General features: G+C 67.8%; 11 protein-coding genes. 2 read left to right on the top strand and 9 right to left on the bottom strand.

The features are described from left to right. Window positions 1–375: 375 nt before the first annotated feature. Window positions 376–699: an H-NS histone family protein gene (locus HH212_RS11770; protein ID WP_170202646.1), complete on the bottom strand. Its 324-nt coding sequence runs from the start codon at window positions 697–699 to the stop codon at window positions 376–378. A gap of 182 nt (window positions 700–881) precedes the next feature. Next, window positions 882–1,979, bottom strand: coding sequence for a glycosyltransferase family 4 protein (locus HH212_RS11765; RefSeq protein ID WP_170202645.1), 1,098 nt, complete (start codon window positions 1,977–1,979; stop codon window positions 882–884). Window positions 1,980–2,278: 299 nt separating this feature from the next. Here HH212_RS11765 and HH212_RS11760 point away from each other — a divergent pair, with 299 nt between their 5' ends. Beyond that, on the top strand, window positions 2,279–3,130 hold the full coding sequence (locus HH212_RS11760; RefSeq protein WP_170202644.1) for a symmetrical bis(5'-nucleosyl)-tetraphosphatase: 852 nt from the start codon (window positions 2,279–2,281) through the stop codon (window positions 3,128–3,130). A 15-nt stretch (window positions 3,131–3,145) separates the two neighbouring features. On the opposite strand, the gene HH212_RS11755 is transcribed toward HH212_RS11760, so the two are convergent. From HH212_RS11755 to HH212_RS11730, 6 genes are read right to left on the bottom strand one after another with little or no spacing between them, the layout of a single operon-like run. Continuing rightward, window positions 3,146–3,937 (bottom strand): lysophospholipid acyltransferase family protein, encoded by a 792-nt coding sequence (locus HH212_RS11755; protein WP_170202643.1) that lies wholly within the window; start codon window positions 3,935–3,937, stop codon window positions 3,146–3,148. 16 nt (window positions 3,938–3,953) lie between these two features. Further along, on the bottom strand, window positions 3,954–5,228 hold the full coding sequence (locus HH212_RS11750) for a dihydroorotase (RefSeq protein WP_170202642.1): 1,275 nt from the start codon (window positions 5,226–5,228) through the stop codon (window positions 3,954–3,956). A gap of 26 nt (window positions 5,229–5,254) precedes the next feature. After that, a complete protein-coding gene (locus tag HH212_RS11745) occupies window positions 5,255–6,220 on the bottom strand; it encodes an aspartate carbamoyltransferase catalytic subunit (RefSeq protein ID WP_170202641.1) in 966 nt (321 codons plus the stop codon). After that, window positions 6,213–6,746, bottom strand: coding sequence for a bifunctional pyr operon transcriptional regulator/uracil phosphoribosyltransferase PyrR (gene pyrR / locus HH212_RS11740; protein ID WP_170202640.1), 534 nt, complete (start codon window positions 6,744–6,746; stop codon window positions 6,213–6,215). Before pyrR ends, HH212_RS11745 begins: the two co-directional genes overlap by 8 nt. After that, on the bottom strand, window positions 6,730–7,125 hold the full coding sequence (gene ruvX, locus HH212_RS11735; RefSeq protein WP_170202639.1) for a Holliday junction resolvase RuvX: 396 nt from the start codon (window positions 7,123–7,125) through the stop codon (window positions 6,730–6,732). Before ruvX ends, pyrR begins: the two co-directional genes overlap by 17 nt. 18 nt (window positions 7,126–7,143) lie before the next feature. Further along, window positions 7,144–7,794 (bottom strand): YqgE/AlgH family protein, encoded by a 651-nt coding sequence (locus HH212_RS11730; protein ID WP_170202638.1) that lies wholly within the window; start codon window positions 7,792–7,794, stop codon window positions 7,144–7,146. Between the two features lie 260 nt (window positions 7,795–8,054). On the opposite strand from HH212_RS11730, the gene HH212_RS11725 reads away from it, so the two are divergent. Continuing rightward, window positions 8,055–9,503, top strand: coding sequence for a cryptochrome/photolyase family protein (locus HH212_RS11725; RefSeq protein ID WP_170202637.1), 1,449 nt, complete (start codon window positions 8,055–8,057; stop codon window positions 9,501–9,503). 179 nt (window positions 9,504–9,682) lie between these two features. Here the strand turns inward: HH212_RS11725 and HH212_RS11720 are convergent, their stop codons facing one another. Continuing rightward, window positions 9,683–15,484 (bottom strand): Hpt domain-containing protein, encoded by a 5,802-nt coding sequence (locus HH212_RS11720; RefSeq protein ID WP_170202636.1) that lies wholly within the window; start codon window positions 15,482–15,484, stop codon window positions 9,683–9,685. Window positions 15,485–15,488 lie beyond the last annotated feature (4 nt).

The raw sequence follows: 15,488 nt of genomic DNA, 5'->3' as shown, positions 1-15,488 counted from the left end.
ATTGAAAGCAAGGCAAAAAAGAATATATTGTAACGGCAAGCATGACCGGTTGGGATTTTGTCTGTATACATGAGTGCCGATATCCATGGCACACCAGGAAGACAAAAGGCGCACCCATGACAACGTCGCTGCAGGTCTGCGAGCCGGTTTGCCGACCTGTAAATCAGCAATACTGAAATGGATTAAGGTTGGAGAACCAATGATGAAGTTTGTATTGACGGGGGAATTTCAGGATTTACTGGAACCAAAAAACAATGGCCAAACGGTCAGCCTGATGAGGCTGGCCGCTCGGCCAAAAGACCGAATTGCCATTCGGTCGCAATGCACCCGACTAGCTCAATTCAACGAAATAGTCCGGTAGAAACAAGCTAGCGATCAGACGCGCAGTTTGTCGAGCGAGTTACCGCCTTCGACCCACTCCTTGACCCATTTCGGCTGGCGGCCGCGGCCGGTCCATTGCTGTGAATTGTCGTCCGGATGACGATAACGCACGGCCACCGAACCCTGGGTTGCCGCCTTGGCACCGCCACGGCCGGTGGCGCTCATCAGGTCTTTCAGCGGCACACCGACGCTTTGCGCGATTGCCAGAATCTGTTCGCGTGCTTTCTGCACTTCCTGGTGTTCACGCTTTTTCATTTCCTGCTTGATCTGCTCCTGCAGGTTGCGCAAATCGCCCAAGGACAAATTAGACAGATCCATCGTAGTTCCTTATAAGTAGTGGGTTAACAGCGCCTGACAAAACCTGCATGGCCTTGCATTCGTCTTCACCTGTCATAGCACATTGTCTTGACGCTGCGCTTGCCACGGGAGTTTTGTCAGGCGTTCTTAAGGCAATCCAAAAAATTCTCACCAATTGTCGCAATATACTACATCTTCACTAATCAGTTAGTTTTTTTATGCCAAATGAGCCAGCGCGGGGACTTGAATCGAACAATACGCGCGTATAACCAAACGTAACTGATAACGAACAACAAACAGAAGAAAATCAATACGCCTGTATTTTTCCAGAACACAGTCGCAGGGATAACCGCGGTAAGCGAAAACAACCACAGATAGGGCGAAGTGCGGGCATTCCGCCTCATCAATGCGCGGGCTTCCTTGCGCCCCACCGCCCATTGCGCGATACGCCGGAAAATCAGGCTATGCAGGTGTATTCCGTCCGGCATCGTCGGTGACTTCCCGCGTAAAAACATTCTTCGATAAGCAGAAAAAACCGTTTCGAACGCCGGATAAATCAGCAGCAAGGCCGCATACCAGGTCGACACCTGCGGATTGCGCATCACCAGCATCAGGGCCAGTTCGCCCAGCATGAAGCCGATGAAATAGGCGCCGCCATCGCCCAGGAAAATCAGGCCGGCGGGATAATTCCAGATCAGGAAACCGGCGGTCGCGCCCGCGACCGTCAATGCCGACACCAGCACGACCATGTCGCCCACCTGCCAGCCGACATAGGCCAGCGATACCAGCATGAAAATCGTGACCACGCTGGCCAGGCCGTTGAAACCATCGATGATATTGACCGCATTGGCAATGCCGGCCACCGCCAATACTGCCAGCGGCACCGCCAGCCACAGGGAATCGATGCTCCAGCTGACCAGGGGCATGTCCAGGCGCGCGATTTTCGCATCCATCACGAGATAGCCGAGCAGCGCCGCGATCATGGTCAATACCAGGCGGCGCGAAGCCCTCACCTTGCCGGTATAGTCTTCGACGATTCCGCCGATAAAGGCAATCGACGAACATAGCAACAGCGCCATCAGCCAGTCGCCCAGCTCCGGTACGCGCCAGACCGAAATGGCAGTGCTGAGCGCCACCGCCAGAAAGATCGGCAATCCGCCGATCCGCGCAACGTCGTGCGAATGGACTTTCTGCACGCCGCTGAAATTGTCGTCGAGCGCGGGACCATGCAATTTCGAATGCTTGATGACCAGCAGCGTCAGCAATGCAGAAGCGACGAAGCTTACGAGGAAAGAAAACATTTATTTTTTTCAAATGCAATAGCCGGACAATCCGGCCTGCGCACCGGCCGGCAATCCGCGAACGGCATCGCAGTGTCACGGCAATCGACACGCCGGCGGCACCGCATTGTACCGGATGAGAACAGGCGTTCCGGCGGCGCACGGTTTAAGCCAGACCAACAAGCGGCAGCATCCCGAAGCGCCCATGGCGCTTGCCCGGCAAGGGAATCGGCATTATCCCGGCCTTATCGCAGCGGGCCACAGCATGTTACATTTGGAAATGGACGTTGGCACGTCATTATCCGGTTATGGAAAGCATCATGAGAACTTATGTCATTGGCGACCTGCAGGGTTGCGCCCACGAAGCCGGCCTGCTGCTCGACCGCATTGCACGCGACGCGCGCTCGGCCGGCGAAGCGCGCATCCTGTTCGTCGGCGACCTGATCAACCGCGGCCCGGAATCGCTGGCCGCGCTGCGCCGCATGAAGGCGCTGTCGGAGCACAGCGGCGGCCGCGTCGACGCCCTGCTCGGCAACCACGACCTGCACCTGCTGGCGGTGGCCGCCGGCGTGCGCCGCCCCAGCCGCTCGGATACCCTGGACGAGATCCTGGCCGCGCCCGATCGCGACGAACTGGTCGCCTGGCTGCGCCACCGTCCGCTGGCGATGTTCGTCGAAGCCCACCTGCTGGTGCACGCCGGCGTGGCGCCGCAATGGAACGCCGCGCAGACCATGGCGCTGGCCGCCGAGGTCGAGGCGGCGCTGCGCGGCGACGACTGGGCGGCCTTCCTGGCCGGGATGTACGGCAACCAGCCGGACCGCTGGGACGATGCCCTGGAAGGCATGGCGCGCCTGCGCTGCATCGTCAACTTCCTGACGCGCACGCGCCTGTGCTGGCCGGACGGGCGCATGGATTTTGAACACAAGGAAAGCGACAAGGGACCGGAAGGCTCGGCGCTGCAGCCCTGGTTCGACCTGCCGCAGCGCCGTACCGCCGGGGTCACCGTGGTGTTCGGCCACTGGTCGGCGCTGGGCCTGGTGCTGCGCCCGAATCTCGTCGGGCTGGACAGCGGCTGCGTGTGGGGCGGCAAGCTGACCGCCGTATGCCTGGACGACCGCTCGCTGCTGCAGGTCGACTGTCCGGAATACCGGCCGCACGGCGGCAAGCAGTGAGCCGGCGCCGGGCGATCAGCGCACGTCGGCGATGCTGGCGTTGCCGGCAATAGCGCCGGCGCCGGCCGGGGTGGCGGCAAGATCGAGCGCGCCGGCGATCGCCAGCTGCGCCGCCTGCGCCAGGTCGCGCCGGTGCCGGCCGTGCGGTGCGAGCGGCACCAGGCAGGCCAGGCGCGCGCGCACCGGCGGCCCGTCCAGGATGCGCAGGATGCTGTCCACGAACGTCGTCTCGCCGACATAGTCGACGCCATGGTGCCAGCCGCCCTCGCGGTCGAGGTAGGCCAGCGCGTACGGCTGCACCGCGGCGCCGGCGTCGATCGCCGCTTCGAACAGGTTGGCGTGGAAAGGCAGCAGCCGGCCCTGCAGCGACGTGGTGCCTTCGGGGAAGAAGGCCACGCGCTGGCCCTGGCCGAGCGCATCGACCAGGCCCTTGAAGATATGGCGCAGGTCGCGCCGGTTGCCGCGCGCGATGAACACGGTGCCGGCCTGTTGCACCAGCCAGCCGAGCACCGGCCAGGCGCGGATCTCGGCCTTGGCCACGAAACGGCATGGCAGCAGCGCGTTGATGACGAAGATGTCGAGCCAGGATACGTGGTTGCAGACGATCAGCGCATGCGCCAGCGGCGCGGCGCCGGCCGCCTGCTCGACCCGCACCCGGCAGATCTTCAGCAGGCGCGCCGACCAGCCGCGTACCAGGCGCTCGCGCAGCCCGGCGCCGGCCCAGGGGAAGACGATGGCGCAGGTGGCCAGGCCGCGCGCCAGGTGGACGGCCAGGCGCGCCAGGCGCCACGCGAGCTGGATCTTCAACGTGCGCGGCGACGGTTCAGCGTCGGTAGGCGAGCTTGCCGCCGACGATGGTGGCGCGCACCTGTCCGGCCAGCTCGTAGCCCAGGAAGGGCGTGTGCTTGCCCTGGCTGGCCAGCGCTTCCGGGGCCACCTTCCAGCGCGCGTGCGGATCGAACAGCACCACGTCGGCGTGCGCGCCCGGCGCCAGGCTGCCGGCATCCAGCCCGGCCGTGCGCGCCGCGTCGCAGGTGACCCTGGCGATCGCGTCGGAGAGTGCGCCGCCCTGCTCGTCCGCCCACTTGAGCATCAGCGCCAGCAGCAGTTCCAGGCCGGTGGCGCCGGGCGAGGCTTCGGCGAACGGCAGCAGCTTCTCGTCGTCGTCGACCGGGGTATGGTCCGAGCAAACCGCGTCGACCGTGCCGTCCGCCACGGCGGCGCGGATCGCTTCGCGGTCGCGCTGGCTGCGCAGCGGCGGCGTCAGGCGCGCGTTGGGATCGAAGAAGCCGATGTCGGCGTCGGTCATGTGCAGGTGGTGCACGCCGACGTCGCAGGTGACCGGCAAGCCTTCCGCCTTGGCGGTGCGGATCAGTTCCAGCGCCGCCGCGGACGAGATGCGGCACAGGTGCACGCGCGCGCCGGTGGAACGCACCAGCTCGAAGATCGTGTGCAGGGCGATGGTCTCGGACATCACCGGCACGCCGGACAGGCCCAGGCGCGACGCCAGCGGGCCGCTATGGGCTACGCCGCCGAAGCCGATGTACGGGTCCTGCGGGCGCAGCCAGACGGTGTAGCCGAAGGTGTTCGCGTATTGCAGCGCGCGCAGCAGCACCGTGGTATCGGTGATCGGCGCCTCGGCCTGCGCGAAGCCGATGCAGCCGGCCTCGGTCAGCTCGGCCATCTCGGTCAGCGCCTTGCCCTTCAGGCCGACGGTCAGCGCGCCCAGCGGGTGCACGTTGGCCTGGTGCAGGTTGCGCGCGCGGTGCTTGAGCATCTCGACCAGGCCCGGCTCGTCCAGTACCGGGTCGGTGTCGGGCGGGCACACCAGCGTGGTCACGCCGCCCTGCATCGCCGCCTGCATTTCCGATTCCAGCGTGGTCCGGTATTCGAAGCCCGGCTCGCGCAGGCGCGCCGACAGGTCGACCAAGCCGGGCGCCACCACCAGGCCGGCGGCGTCGATCACGGTGGCGTTCGCAAAGCCGTCCGGGGCGCTGCCCACGGCGGCGATCCTGCCGTCCGCGATGAACAGGTCCTGGACCGCGTCGATGCCGTTGGCCGGATCGATCACGCGGCCGTTCTTGATGTGCAGGTTCATACTCGTATCGTTCGTGCTTGCCGTGGTCATGCGTGACCTCCGGCCAGGATGCTCATCACCGCCATGCGCGTGGCGATGCCGAAGGTGACCTGCGGCAGGATCACCGCCTGGGCGCCGTCCGCCACCTGCGAATCGATCTCGACGCCGCGGTTCATCGGCCCCGGGTGCATCACGATCGCATCCGGCCTGGCCAGCGCCAGGCGCTCCGGCGTCAGGCCGTAGCTCTTGAAATACTCCTGCGCCGACGGCAGCAGCGCGCCCGACATGCGCTCGTTCTGCAGGCGTAGCATGATGATCACGTCGACGTCCTTCAAGCCCTCTTCCATGCTGGTGAACACACGCACGCCCATCTGCTCCAGGCCGCCCGGCAGCAGCGTGTGCGGGCCGATGGCGCGCACTTCCGGCACGCCCAGCGTGGTCATCGCGTGGATGTCCGAACGCGCCACGCGGCTGTGCAGGATGTCGCCGACGATGGCCACGCGCAGGTTGGTGAAGTCCTTTTTATAGTGGCGGATGGTGTACATGTCGAGCAGCCCCTGGGTCGGGTGCGCATGGCGGCCATCGCCGGCGTTCACCACGTGCACGTGGTTCTGCTTCGTGTCGTTCAGGTGCTTGGCGATCAGGTAAGGAGCGCCCGACTGCGCGTGGCGCACCACGAACATGTCGGCGTGCATCGCCGCCAGGTTGTCGATGGTGTCCAGCAGCGATTCGCCCTTCGAGGTCGAGGAAGCCTGGATGTTCAAGTTGATGACGTCGGCCGACAGGCGCTTGGAGGCGATCTCGAAGGTGGTGCGGGTGCGCGTCGAGTTCTCGAAGAACAGGTTGAACACGCTTTTGCCGCGCATCAGCGGCACCTTCTTGACTTCGCGGTCGGAGATGCCGACGAAGCTCGACGCGGTGTCGAGGATGTGATTGATGATCGCCTTGGGCAGCCCTTCGATGGTGAGCAGGTGCTGCAGCTCGCCGTGCTTGTTCAGTTGCGGGTTATGCATTGTCGTGTTCGATCGTGAGCGAGAGTTGGCCGGCGCCGTCGCGTGCCAGCGCCAGCGACTGGCCGGCCGCCAGCGCGACGCTGGCCCCGGCGAAATCGGCCGCCACCGGCAGTTCGCGCCCGCCGCGGTCAGCCAGTGCGGCCAGCATGATGCGCTGCGGACGGCCATAGTCGAACAGCACGTTGATCGCCGCGCGCACCGTGCGCCCGGTGTACAGCACGTCGTCGACCAGCAGCACGGTGGCGCCGTCGACGTTGAAGTCGATGCGGGTCGGCTTGACGTCCGGATGCAGGCCCTTCCTGGCATAGTCGTCTCGATAGAACGAGACGTCGATGAAGCCGAGGCGCGCCTGCAGGCCGAGATCAAGCGCAAGGCGTTCGGCCAGCCAGGCGCCGCCCGAATGGATGCCGACGATGGCGGCGTCGGGAAGGCCGGACAGGCCGGCGCGCACCTGCCCGAGCAGATCGCGGTACAGCGCCTCGGCGTCGAGCGCGTCGACGTTGGAGGCATCAATGGATGTTGGCATGGTCGTCAAAGTATTGTTGCAAAATGATGGCGGCGGCCTTGGCGTCGATGATCTCTCCGCGCTTGGCGGGGATGACGGCGGACGAATAGCGCTCGTCGACCAGCTCGACCGGCAGGTTGAAACGGCCGTGCAGCTGGTTGGCGAAGCGGCGCGCGCGCAGCGTCATGTCGTGCTCGGCGCCGTCCGGATGGCGCGGCTCGCCCACGACCAGGCGCGCCGGCTTCCAGTGCTCGATGAGTTCGCCGATGAGCTTGAAGCGGGTGGCGTTGTCGATTGCCTTGACCACGGACAGGGGCTGTGCCTGTCCGGTCAGGGTATTGCCCATGGCGATGCCGATGCGCTTGATGCCGAAGTCGAAGCCCAGAACGATGTCAACCATTAAACTGTTCGGCATCCTTCAAGCGTGACCGGCTTCACTGGCCAGCATCAACGGGTCGATGCCGAGCAGCTTGATCGCGGCGCTGTAGCGCTCCTCGATCGGCAGGTCGAACAGCACGTGCGCATCGGCGCCGACGGTGAGCCAGCCGTTGCGCGAGATTTCCTCTTCCAGCTGGCCCGGACTCCAGCCGGCGTAGCCGATCGAGACCAGCATGCGCTGCGGGCCGGTGCCGTTGGCGACGGCTTCCAGCACGTCGATCGAGGTGGTGAAGGCGACGTCGTCGGTCACGCTCAGCGACGACGAATATTTGCCGTTCGGCGAATGCAGCACGAAGCCGCGGTCGTCCTGCACCGGGCCGCCGAACATGATCGGCTCGTTGACCACGCTGGCGCGCAAGCCTTCGGCGACCTGCAGCTCGATGCGGTCGAACAGCACGTCCATCGTCATGTCGGTGGGTTTGTTGATCACCACGCCGAGCACACCCTTGTCGTTGTGCTCGCAGATATACACCACGGTGCCGCCGAAGACCGCGTCGTTCATCGACGGCATGGCGATCAAGAAATGGTTTGCCAAATTCAGCTGCGGTTGCGTCGCCTGCGCCAGGCTGACGCCGCCTTCCTGGGCCATGCCAGGCATGCTCAAAGGTTTGCCGACCTTGGTTTTTTTCATGCTCATACTCTCTGTTGGCGCACCCTCTGTCCAGGGCTTCCCGAAACCCGCCGTGCAGCACGCTGTATGCATCCGCCACGCCGATGCTGACAGCAGGATTTCCCAAAGTTCCTTTTACCACGGTGGTCGCACGACACGCTTGGGCTTTTCGCTAGTTTACACTGATTTGCCCGAGCAGCCATGGATGCTGCTTCTTCCAGGCAATTTCAGGGCAATCGTCGAGATTACAATGCCCGTCTCCTTGACTCCGCACACAGAAGATGACGTTGAGAAATTCACTGATCTGGTTCCGGCGCGATTTGCGCATCGAGGACCATGCCGCATTGCATCACGCCCTGCTGTCGTCGCGCCGCGTGACCGCCGTTTTCGTATTCGATACCGACATCCTGGACGGCTTGCCGCCCGACGACCGGCGCGTGCAATTTATCCACGAAAGCCTGCGTGAACTCGACGCGCGCCTGCGTGAACTGGGAGGTTACCTCATCATGCGCCGCGGGCGCGCCGCGCAGGAGATCGCGGCGCTGGCGGCCGAACTCGATGCGGAATCGGTGTTCGCCAACCACGACTACGAGCCGCAGGCGATCGCGCGCGACCGCGCCGTGGCCGAGGCGCTGCGCCGCGACGGCCGCAGCCTGCAGACCTTCAAGGACCAGGCCATCTTCGAAAAGGACGAGGTGCTGACCCTGGCCGGCGGCCCGTTCTCGGTGTTCACGCCGTACAAGAATGCCTGGCTCAAACGGCTGGCGGCCGAGCCGCAGGCCATGCTGCCGTTCGAAACGGTGCCGCACGCGGCGGCGCTGGCGCCCACCCCCGCCGGCCATGCCATGCCCGGCCTGGCCGAGCTCGGCTTCACGCCGCACCCGCAGCCGGTGCCGGATGCCGGCATGAGCGGCGCCCGGCGTACCCTGGACGCCTTCATGGAGCGCCTGCCCCGCTACGACCGCGAACGGAATTTTCCGGCGCTCGACAGCAGCTCGCGCCTGTCGGTGCACCTGCGCTTCGGCACCCTGCCGGTACGGGCGCTGGTGCGCCTGCTGCGCGAAAAGATCGACGACGGCAGCGGCGGCGCCGGCGCCGCCGTCTGGCTGTCGGAACTGATCTGGCGCGACTTCTTCATGATGATCCTGTACCGCCACCCGCGCGTGGCCACGCAGTCGTTCAAGCAATCCTTCGACGCCCTGCAGTGGGAAGACGGCGACGCCGCCGACGCCCTGTTCGCGGCCTGGTGCGCAGGCCGCACCGGCTATCCGCTGGTGGACGCGGCGATGCTGCAGCTGAACCGCACCGGCTTCATGCACAACCGCCTGCGCATGGTGGTGGCCAGCTTCCTGACCAAGGACCTGGGGATCGACTGGCGCCGCGGCGAACGCTATTTCGCGCTGCGCCTGAACGATTACGAACTGTCCTCGAACAACGGCAACTGGCAGTGGGCGGCCTCGACCGGCTGCGACGCCCAGCCCTGGTTCCGCATCTTCAACCCGGTCACGCAATCGCGCCGCTTCGATCCGGACGGCGCCTTCATCCGCAACTACCTGCCGCAGCTGGCCGGGCTGGAAGGGACGGCCATCCATGCGCCGTGGCTGGCCAGGCCGGCCGCGCTGGAACGCGCGGGGGTGGTGCTGGGGCGCGATTATCCGTTGCCGGTGGTCGACCACGAGCAGGCGCGGGCGAAGTCGCTGGCGCGGTTCAGGGCGTTGCGGGGAGAGTGAGTCGAGAGAAGCAGAGGATGACAACTGCTAACGTGTCAACGTCGTCCCCGCGCAGGCGGGGACCCATAGCGAGTAACCAGAGTCGATAGGCTTGCGTTTCGACGTCGTTACGTCAGCTTGGGTCCCCGCCTTCGCGGGGACGACGCATCACAGAGCCACCTGCATCCGTAAAGCATGCACTACGCCCTCGGCGCCTCGCGCCCCAGCAACCCCGCGATCGCCGCCAGCAACGCCTGTTCCTGGAACGGCTTGCCGAAATACGCATCCACGCCCAGGTCGAGCGCATAGTTGCGGTGCTTGTCGGCGCTGCGCGAAGTGATCATGACGATCGGGATGGCGCGCGTGGACTCGTTGCCGCGCACGTGGCGGGTCAGGTCGAAGCCGTCCATGCGCGGCATTTCGATGTCGACCAGCATCAGGTCCGGGCGCGTTTCCTGCATCCGTTCGAGCGCGTCGACGCCGTCCTTGGCCAGCAGCACGCGATACCCCTCGCGCTCGAGCAGGCGCTGGGTCACGCGGCGCACGGTCAGCGAATCGTCGATCACCATCAGGGTCGCGCCCAGGCCGGCCGGCAGCGCCGCAGATGCCTGCACCGCCGCGCCGGCGCCGGTGCGTGCGGCGCCCTGCCCGGCCAGGATCACCGGATCCAGGATCAGCACGATCTCGCCCGAGCCGAGCACGGTGGCGCCGGCGATGCCCGGCATGCGCGCCAGCTGCGGACCGATGTTCTTGACCACCACTTCGCGGTTGCCCAGCACCTGGTCCACCTGCAGCGCCAGGCGCGCGGCGCCGCTCCTGAGGATCATCACCGGCGCCGAGCGCTGGACCGCGGCGGCGCCCGGCTCGCGCAGCAGCGCCGGCAGGTAATGCAGCGGCAACGATTCGCCGTGCAGCGCCAGCATGCCGGATTCGTGCGCCGCCGCCAGTTCGGCGGCGCGCACCTGCACCAGCTGTTCGACCAGCACCGCCGGCAGCGCATAGGTGCGCGCGCCGCTGGCCACCAGCACCGCCTGGGTGGCGGCCAGCGTCAGCGGCAGGTGGATCGCGAACGCGGCGCCCTTGCCGGCCTCGCTGGCGATCTCGACGCGCCCGCCCAGCGCGCGCGCCTCGGAACGCACCACGTCCATGCCGACCCCGCGACCCGCCAGCTCGGTCAGCGCGTCGGCGGTCGAAAAGCCCGGCTCGAACACCAGTTCGGCGGCGTCCTGGTCGGAAATCACTTCGTCCTGCGCCACCAGGCCGGCCGCCTGCGCCTTGGCGCGGATGCGCGCCAGGTCGAGGCCGGCGCCGTCGTCGGCGAAGCGGATCTCGACCTCGTTGCCGTGCTGGCGCACCTGCACCAGCACTTCACCGGTTTCCGCCTTGCCGGCGGCCAGGCGCCGTTCGCGCGGCTCGATGCCGTGCACGATGGCGTTGCGCAGCAAGTGTTCGAAAGGCGCCGCCATCTGTTCCAGTACGCTGCGGTCGATCTCGACCGCGCCGCCGCGGATGTCCAGGTTGACGCGTTTATCGGTCTCCTTGGCGGTCTGGCGCGCTACCCGGAACAGGCGTTCCGACAGGCTGGCGAACGGCACCATGCGCGCCCGCATCAGGTCGCGCTGCAGTTCGCGCGTCTGGCGCGACTGCGCCGCCAGCTCGCCGCCGGCGGCGTCCACGCTGCGCGTCAGGCTGTCGTGGAAGGTGGCCACGTCGTTGACGCTTTCGGCCATCATGCGCGTCAGTTCCTGCAGGCGCGTGAAGCGGTCGAATTCGAGCGGATCGAACTCGCGCTCGCCGGCGATCGACAGGCGCGAGGCGATCTGCGATTCGGCCTGCACCTCGACCTCGCGCAACTGGCGGCGCAGGCGCGCCAGGTTGTCCGAGAAGTCGGCCAGCGCACCCTTCATGGCGCCCACCTGCGTCTCCAGCTTGGAGCGCGTGATCGACACCTCGCCGGCCTGGTTGACCAGGCGGTCGAGGATGTCGGCGCGCACCCGCACCAGCGGCGTGCGCGCGGCCGGTTCGGGCTGGGCCTCCGCCGTGGACGCCGTCGCATCCTGGTCCGGCGCCGATGCGGCAGGCGCATCCGGCGCCGCGGCCGGCTGCTGCAGCTGCTCGAACAGCAATTGCGCCTGGTCGTAGTTGGCCAGTAGTTCGTCGAAGGCGACCGGATTGGTGGTGCCGGCGTGCAGCATGTTCTCGATCTGCGTTTCCAGCGCATGCGTGTGCTGGCCGAGGCGCATCGCGCCGGCCATGCGCGCGCTGCCCTTGACCGTGTGCAGCGCGCGCAGCAGGCCCTGGGCAGCGGCGCCGTCGTGCGGATCGCGCTGCCAGCGGCGCAGGCCGTCGCCGATCTGCGGCAGCAGATCCGCCGCTTCTTCCATGAAGACCGGCAGCAGGTCTGGGTCGAGTTCGTCGCTGAAGACCGGTTCGCCGGCGATGGCGGCGTCAGCGTCGGCGTCGGCTTCGATGCCGCTTTCCGCGTCCGCTTCGGCGTCATCGGCAGGCGCGTGCGCCTGCACGGGCATGCCGCCGTCCCGCGCTTCGATCGATGCGATGGCATCGTCGCCGGTCGATGGTGCGTCCGCGGCGCGGAGTGCTTCGCCGTCCGCGAGGGACGCCGTCTCCGGCGCGGCCTGCTCCAGCGAGGGCGCGGCGAACGGGTCGTCGAAATAGGTATCGAACAGGTCATCGACGGCGGCCACGGCCGGATCCGCCACTTCCGGCGCGCGCACCGGCGTGGCCGGCGCCGCCTCCGCGCGATCCGCGGCGTCGGGCAACACCTGGTCCGCCGGCGGCGGCTCGCTCAGGATACTGGTGTAGGCCGCGGCGAACAGCTCGTCCAGGCGCCGCGCCAGTTCCGGATCGGGACTGCCGAACAGGGCGTCGGCCTTCTTGCGGCCCAGTTCGTCTCTCAGGGCGTCCAGGCGCGCCACCAGTTCCGGCTGCGCCGGCACCGCTTCGCCCAGCGCGAACACCTGCAGCATGGTGCGCGCGCGCTCGACCGTCTCGTCCAGCAGCGCGTGCTGCGCATCGTCCAGCGGCGGCGTGGCCATCTGCAGCACCGCTTCCAGCGCGAACGCGATGTCGCGCAGCGCGTCGAAGCCGACCGTGGCCGAGGTGCCGCCCAGCGTGTGCGCCGCCTTCAATGCCTGCGGCGCCACCGCGCGCAGCGGGGTTGCGCGCCAGTCGGCGCCGTCGCGCGCCAGCGTGTCGATCAGGCCCTCGGCTTCGCCCAGGTAGATGTGGTACAGCGGCAGCGGGATCGCCAGCTCGCCGATGTGCTTGACCTCGTCGGCCGGCGGCGCGACGGACGGTTCGTGCGGCGCGACGGCCTGTTCCGGCACGGCTGCAGGCGCCGGCGCAGATGCCGGGACGGATCCGGCTGCCGCGATGTCGGGCGCGAATTGCAGTTCGGTTTCGTCCACCCGCGGCGGCACCGCTGCGCTTTCCGGCGGCGCTTCGGCAACCGCTTCGACTACCGGCGCCGGTTCCGGTTCGGCCGCCGATCCGGCATCGGCCGCGCCGACCTGTCCTTGCGCGGGCGCCGCGGCAGGCGCCGGTTGGTCGTCGATCCACGGCGCGAAATCGGCCTGCGGTTCGAGCGCGACGGCCGGTTCCGGCTCGCGCACTTGCACGGCGGCCTGCGCCGGTTCGGCTGTAGCTCCCGTTTCGGCCGGCTCGGCTGCCGGCGCATCGTCCATGACGAACGCGCCGCCGTCCTGCACGCGCGCCGCGGCTGCGGCCAGCGCCGCGCCGCTGCGGGCCGAGGCGCCGCGCGCGGCCAGTTCCACCACCCAGGCCGACAGATCGCCATGGGCGCGTTCCAGCAGCGCCTGCAAGTCCGGCGTGGCGGCGCGCGCCTCGGCCAGCCACAGGTTCATGGTCTTTTCGATGGCGGCCGCGGCCAGCGCGAACTGTTCCAGGCCGACCATACGGCCGCTGCCCTTGAGCGTGTGGAAAGCGCGCCGCAGGCGCGTCAGGGTTTCCTGGCTGGCCGGATTGGCGCGCGCCGCCGGCAGCGCCTGCGCCACCACGCCCAGCACCTCGCCGGCCTCGGCGATGAAGATGTCCAGCAGTTCGGCTTCGATGGCGTCGCCTTCCGGCTGTGGCGCGGCTGCGCTGGCATCAAATGCCGCGGCGACCGCCTGCACCGGCACATCGGACTGCGCCGGCGATGCGGCCATGGCGGGCGCCGCGCCATCCGCTTGCGGCGCGACCTCGGCCGGCTCGCCGTGCTGCGCCGCGTGCAGCGCCTCGAACGGCAATTCCTGGAACAGGCCCGCCGCGTCGTCGAAGCGGAAACGCCGCTTGGCCGCCTCCACGTTCTGCGCCAGCGCGTCGGTGAAGAAACCGAGCGCGCCGATGTTCTGCGCCACGTTGTCGAGCGCCGCCGCGCGCGCATCTCGAGCCACATCGCCGGCCGCCAGCGCGCGCAATGCGCCGCGCACGTGCGTCAACGCGCGCGCGGCTGCGTCCTGGTCGAGGATGGCGAGGGCGCCGTGCAGCTGATGCAGCAGCAGATCGGCCTGCTGCAGCGATGCGCGCCGCGTCGGGTCGTCATGGTATTCGTCGACCAGCTTCTCGACCTGGCGCAGGCCGGTGCGCATCTCGCCGGCCAGTACGGCGACGGTCTGGCCGTCGTGCAGTTCGCGCGCCATGTCGGCCTGCCAGTGCGACGGCTCGGGCGGGGTTTCGCCGTGCGCCAGCGCCAGCAGGCGCTGGCCGACCGCTTCCGCATGCTGGCCGAAATCCTCGGGCAGCTGGCGCACCTGGTCCAGGCCGTGCTCGACGAACAGCATGGCCTCGGCCATCTCCAGGCTGAACTGGTCGCTGCGGCCGCCCGCGATCGATTCGCTGGCGGCCTGCCCCAGTTCGCGCAGCAGCTGCGCCAGCGCCGGCGCGCCCAGCTTCTCGCTGGCGCCGGCCAGCTTGGCCAGGGCGTCGTCGAAGTTGCCGTCCTGCGCGGCGCCTGCCTGCGCGGCGCCGTCCTCGCCGGCGATGCGGTCCCAACCCTGCTTGGTCTCGGCCAGCGCCTGGCGGGCGTCCTTCAGCGCGGCCGGGTCGATGCGACCGTAGCGGCGTTCCAGGTAATCCTGTGGCACCTGGCCATCCAGGTGCCAGGCGTCGCGCAGCAGGCGCGCGTCCGGCGTGGGCTGGTCGGCAAGGGCGATGAAGAACAGGGCGTCGCGCAGCAGCGCGTCCGGCAAACCGGTATGGCCCTGCCCCATGCGGCGCAGCTGCAGGTTGATCTGGCCGAACAGCTGCTTGACGTAGAGGTCGAGCGGCACCTGGCCCTGCGCCACCAGGTCGGCGGCGCTCTGCAGCGCCAGCCAGAAGGCGGCGCCGTTTGGCTCGGCCTGGGCGCGCGCCAGCGGCGCCAGGGCATCGCGCATGGCGCCGGCCTGGGCCCGCTGGGCGGCGGGATCGGCGCTTTTCAGGAACGGCAGCAGCGCCTTTTCGAACAGCGCGCGGCTGGCGGCATAGTCGGGGGCGGCGCCGTCCGGCTTGGGTGCGGGCAGACGCGGCGCCGGGTCCAGCACCAGCATGTCGCCCGGATGCACGCGTTCCGCGCCCAGCAATTCCTGCAGCGCGCGGTAATACGGAAACAGGCGTACCGGCTGCGGATGCGCCGGCTGCGCGCCCTCCAGCAGCTCTTCCAGGTATTCCACCAGCGCCCGGTATGCCTCGCCGACGGTCGCGGCGGCGCCATCGTCCAGCGCCAGCGATCCGTCCTTGAAGCGGTCGATCGCGCTTTCCGCCGCTTCGGTCAGGCGGTCGACGCCGCCGACGTCGACCATCTGCAGCGCACCGTGTGCCTGGTGCAGGTGCGACCTGGCGTGCAGCAGCAGGGTCGGCCGCGCTTCGCGCGTACGGCCGGCGGCATCCTGCAGTGCCTTGGAAGAACGGTCGAGGGCGTCGCGGATTTCGCCGATCACCCAGGACAGGGGACCGGTGTCGAACTGCGGCGCGTGGGCGTGCGCGTACGTTGTTTCTGTCATGGGT

Source organism: Massilia forsythiae (genome assembly GCF_012849555.1).
Classification (GTDB): domain Bacteria; phylum Pseudomonadota; class Gammaproteobacteria; order Burkholderiales; family Burkholderiaceae_D; genus Telluria; species Telluria forsythiae.
The sequence above is the reverse complement of the archived record's forward strand: the minus strand, read 5'-3'. Positions and strand labels throughout refer to the sequence as shown.

What these genes read in the sequence shown, in the direction of transcription:
- HH212_RS11770 (WP_170202646.1), bottom strand. Translation starts at nt 699, where the DNA reads ATGGATCTGTCTAATTTGTCCTTGGGCGATTTGCGCAACCTGCAGGAG.
- HH212_RS11765 (WP_170202645.1), bottom strand. Translation starts at nt 1,979, where the DNA reads ATGTTTTCTTTCCTCGTAAGCTTCGTCGCTTCTGCATTGCTGACGCTG.
- HH212_RS11760 (WP_170202644.1), top strand. Translation starts at nt 2,279, where the DNA reads ATGAGAACTTATGTCATTGGCGACCTGCAGGGTTGCGCCCACGAAGCC.
- HH212_RS11750 (WP_170202642.1), bottom strand. Translation starts at nt 5,228, where the DNA reads ATGAACCTGCACATCAAGAACGGCCGCGTGATCGATCCGGCCAACGGC.
- HH212_RS11745 (WP_170202641.1), bottom strand. Translation starts at nt 6,220, where the DNA reads ATGCATAACCCGCAACTGAACAAGCACGGCGAGCTGCAGCACCTGCTC.
- pyrR (WP_170202640.1), bottom strand. Translation starts at nt 6,746, where the DNA reads ATGCCAACATCCATTGATGCCTCCAACGTCGACGCGCTCGACGCCGAG.
- ruvX (WP_170202639.1), bottom strand. Translation starts at nt 7,125, where the DNA reads ATGGTTGACATCGTTCTGGGCTTCGACTTCGGCATCAAGCGCATCGGC.
- HH212_RS11730 (WP_170202638.1), bottom strand. Translation starts at nt 7,794, where the DNA reads ATGAAAAAAACCAAGGTCGGCAAACCTTTGAGCATGCCTGGCATGGCC.
- HH212_RS11725 (WP_170202637.1), top strand. Translation starts at nt 8,055, where the DNA reads ATGACGTTGAGAAATTCACTGATCTGGTTCCGGCGCGATTTGCGCATC.
- HH212_RS11720 (WP_170202636.1), bottom strand. Translation starts at nt 15,484, where the DNA reads ATGACAGAAACAACGTACGCGCACGCCCACGCGCCGCAGTTCGACACC.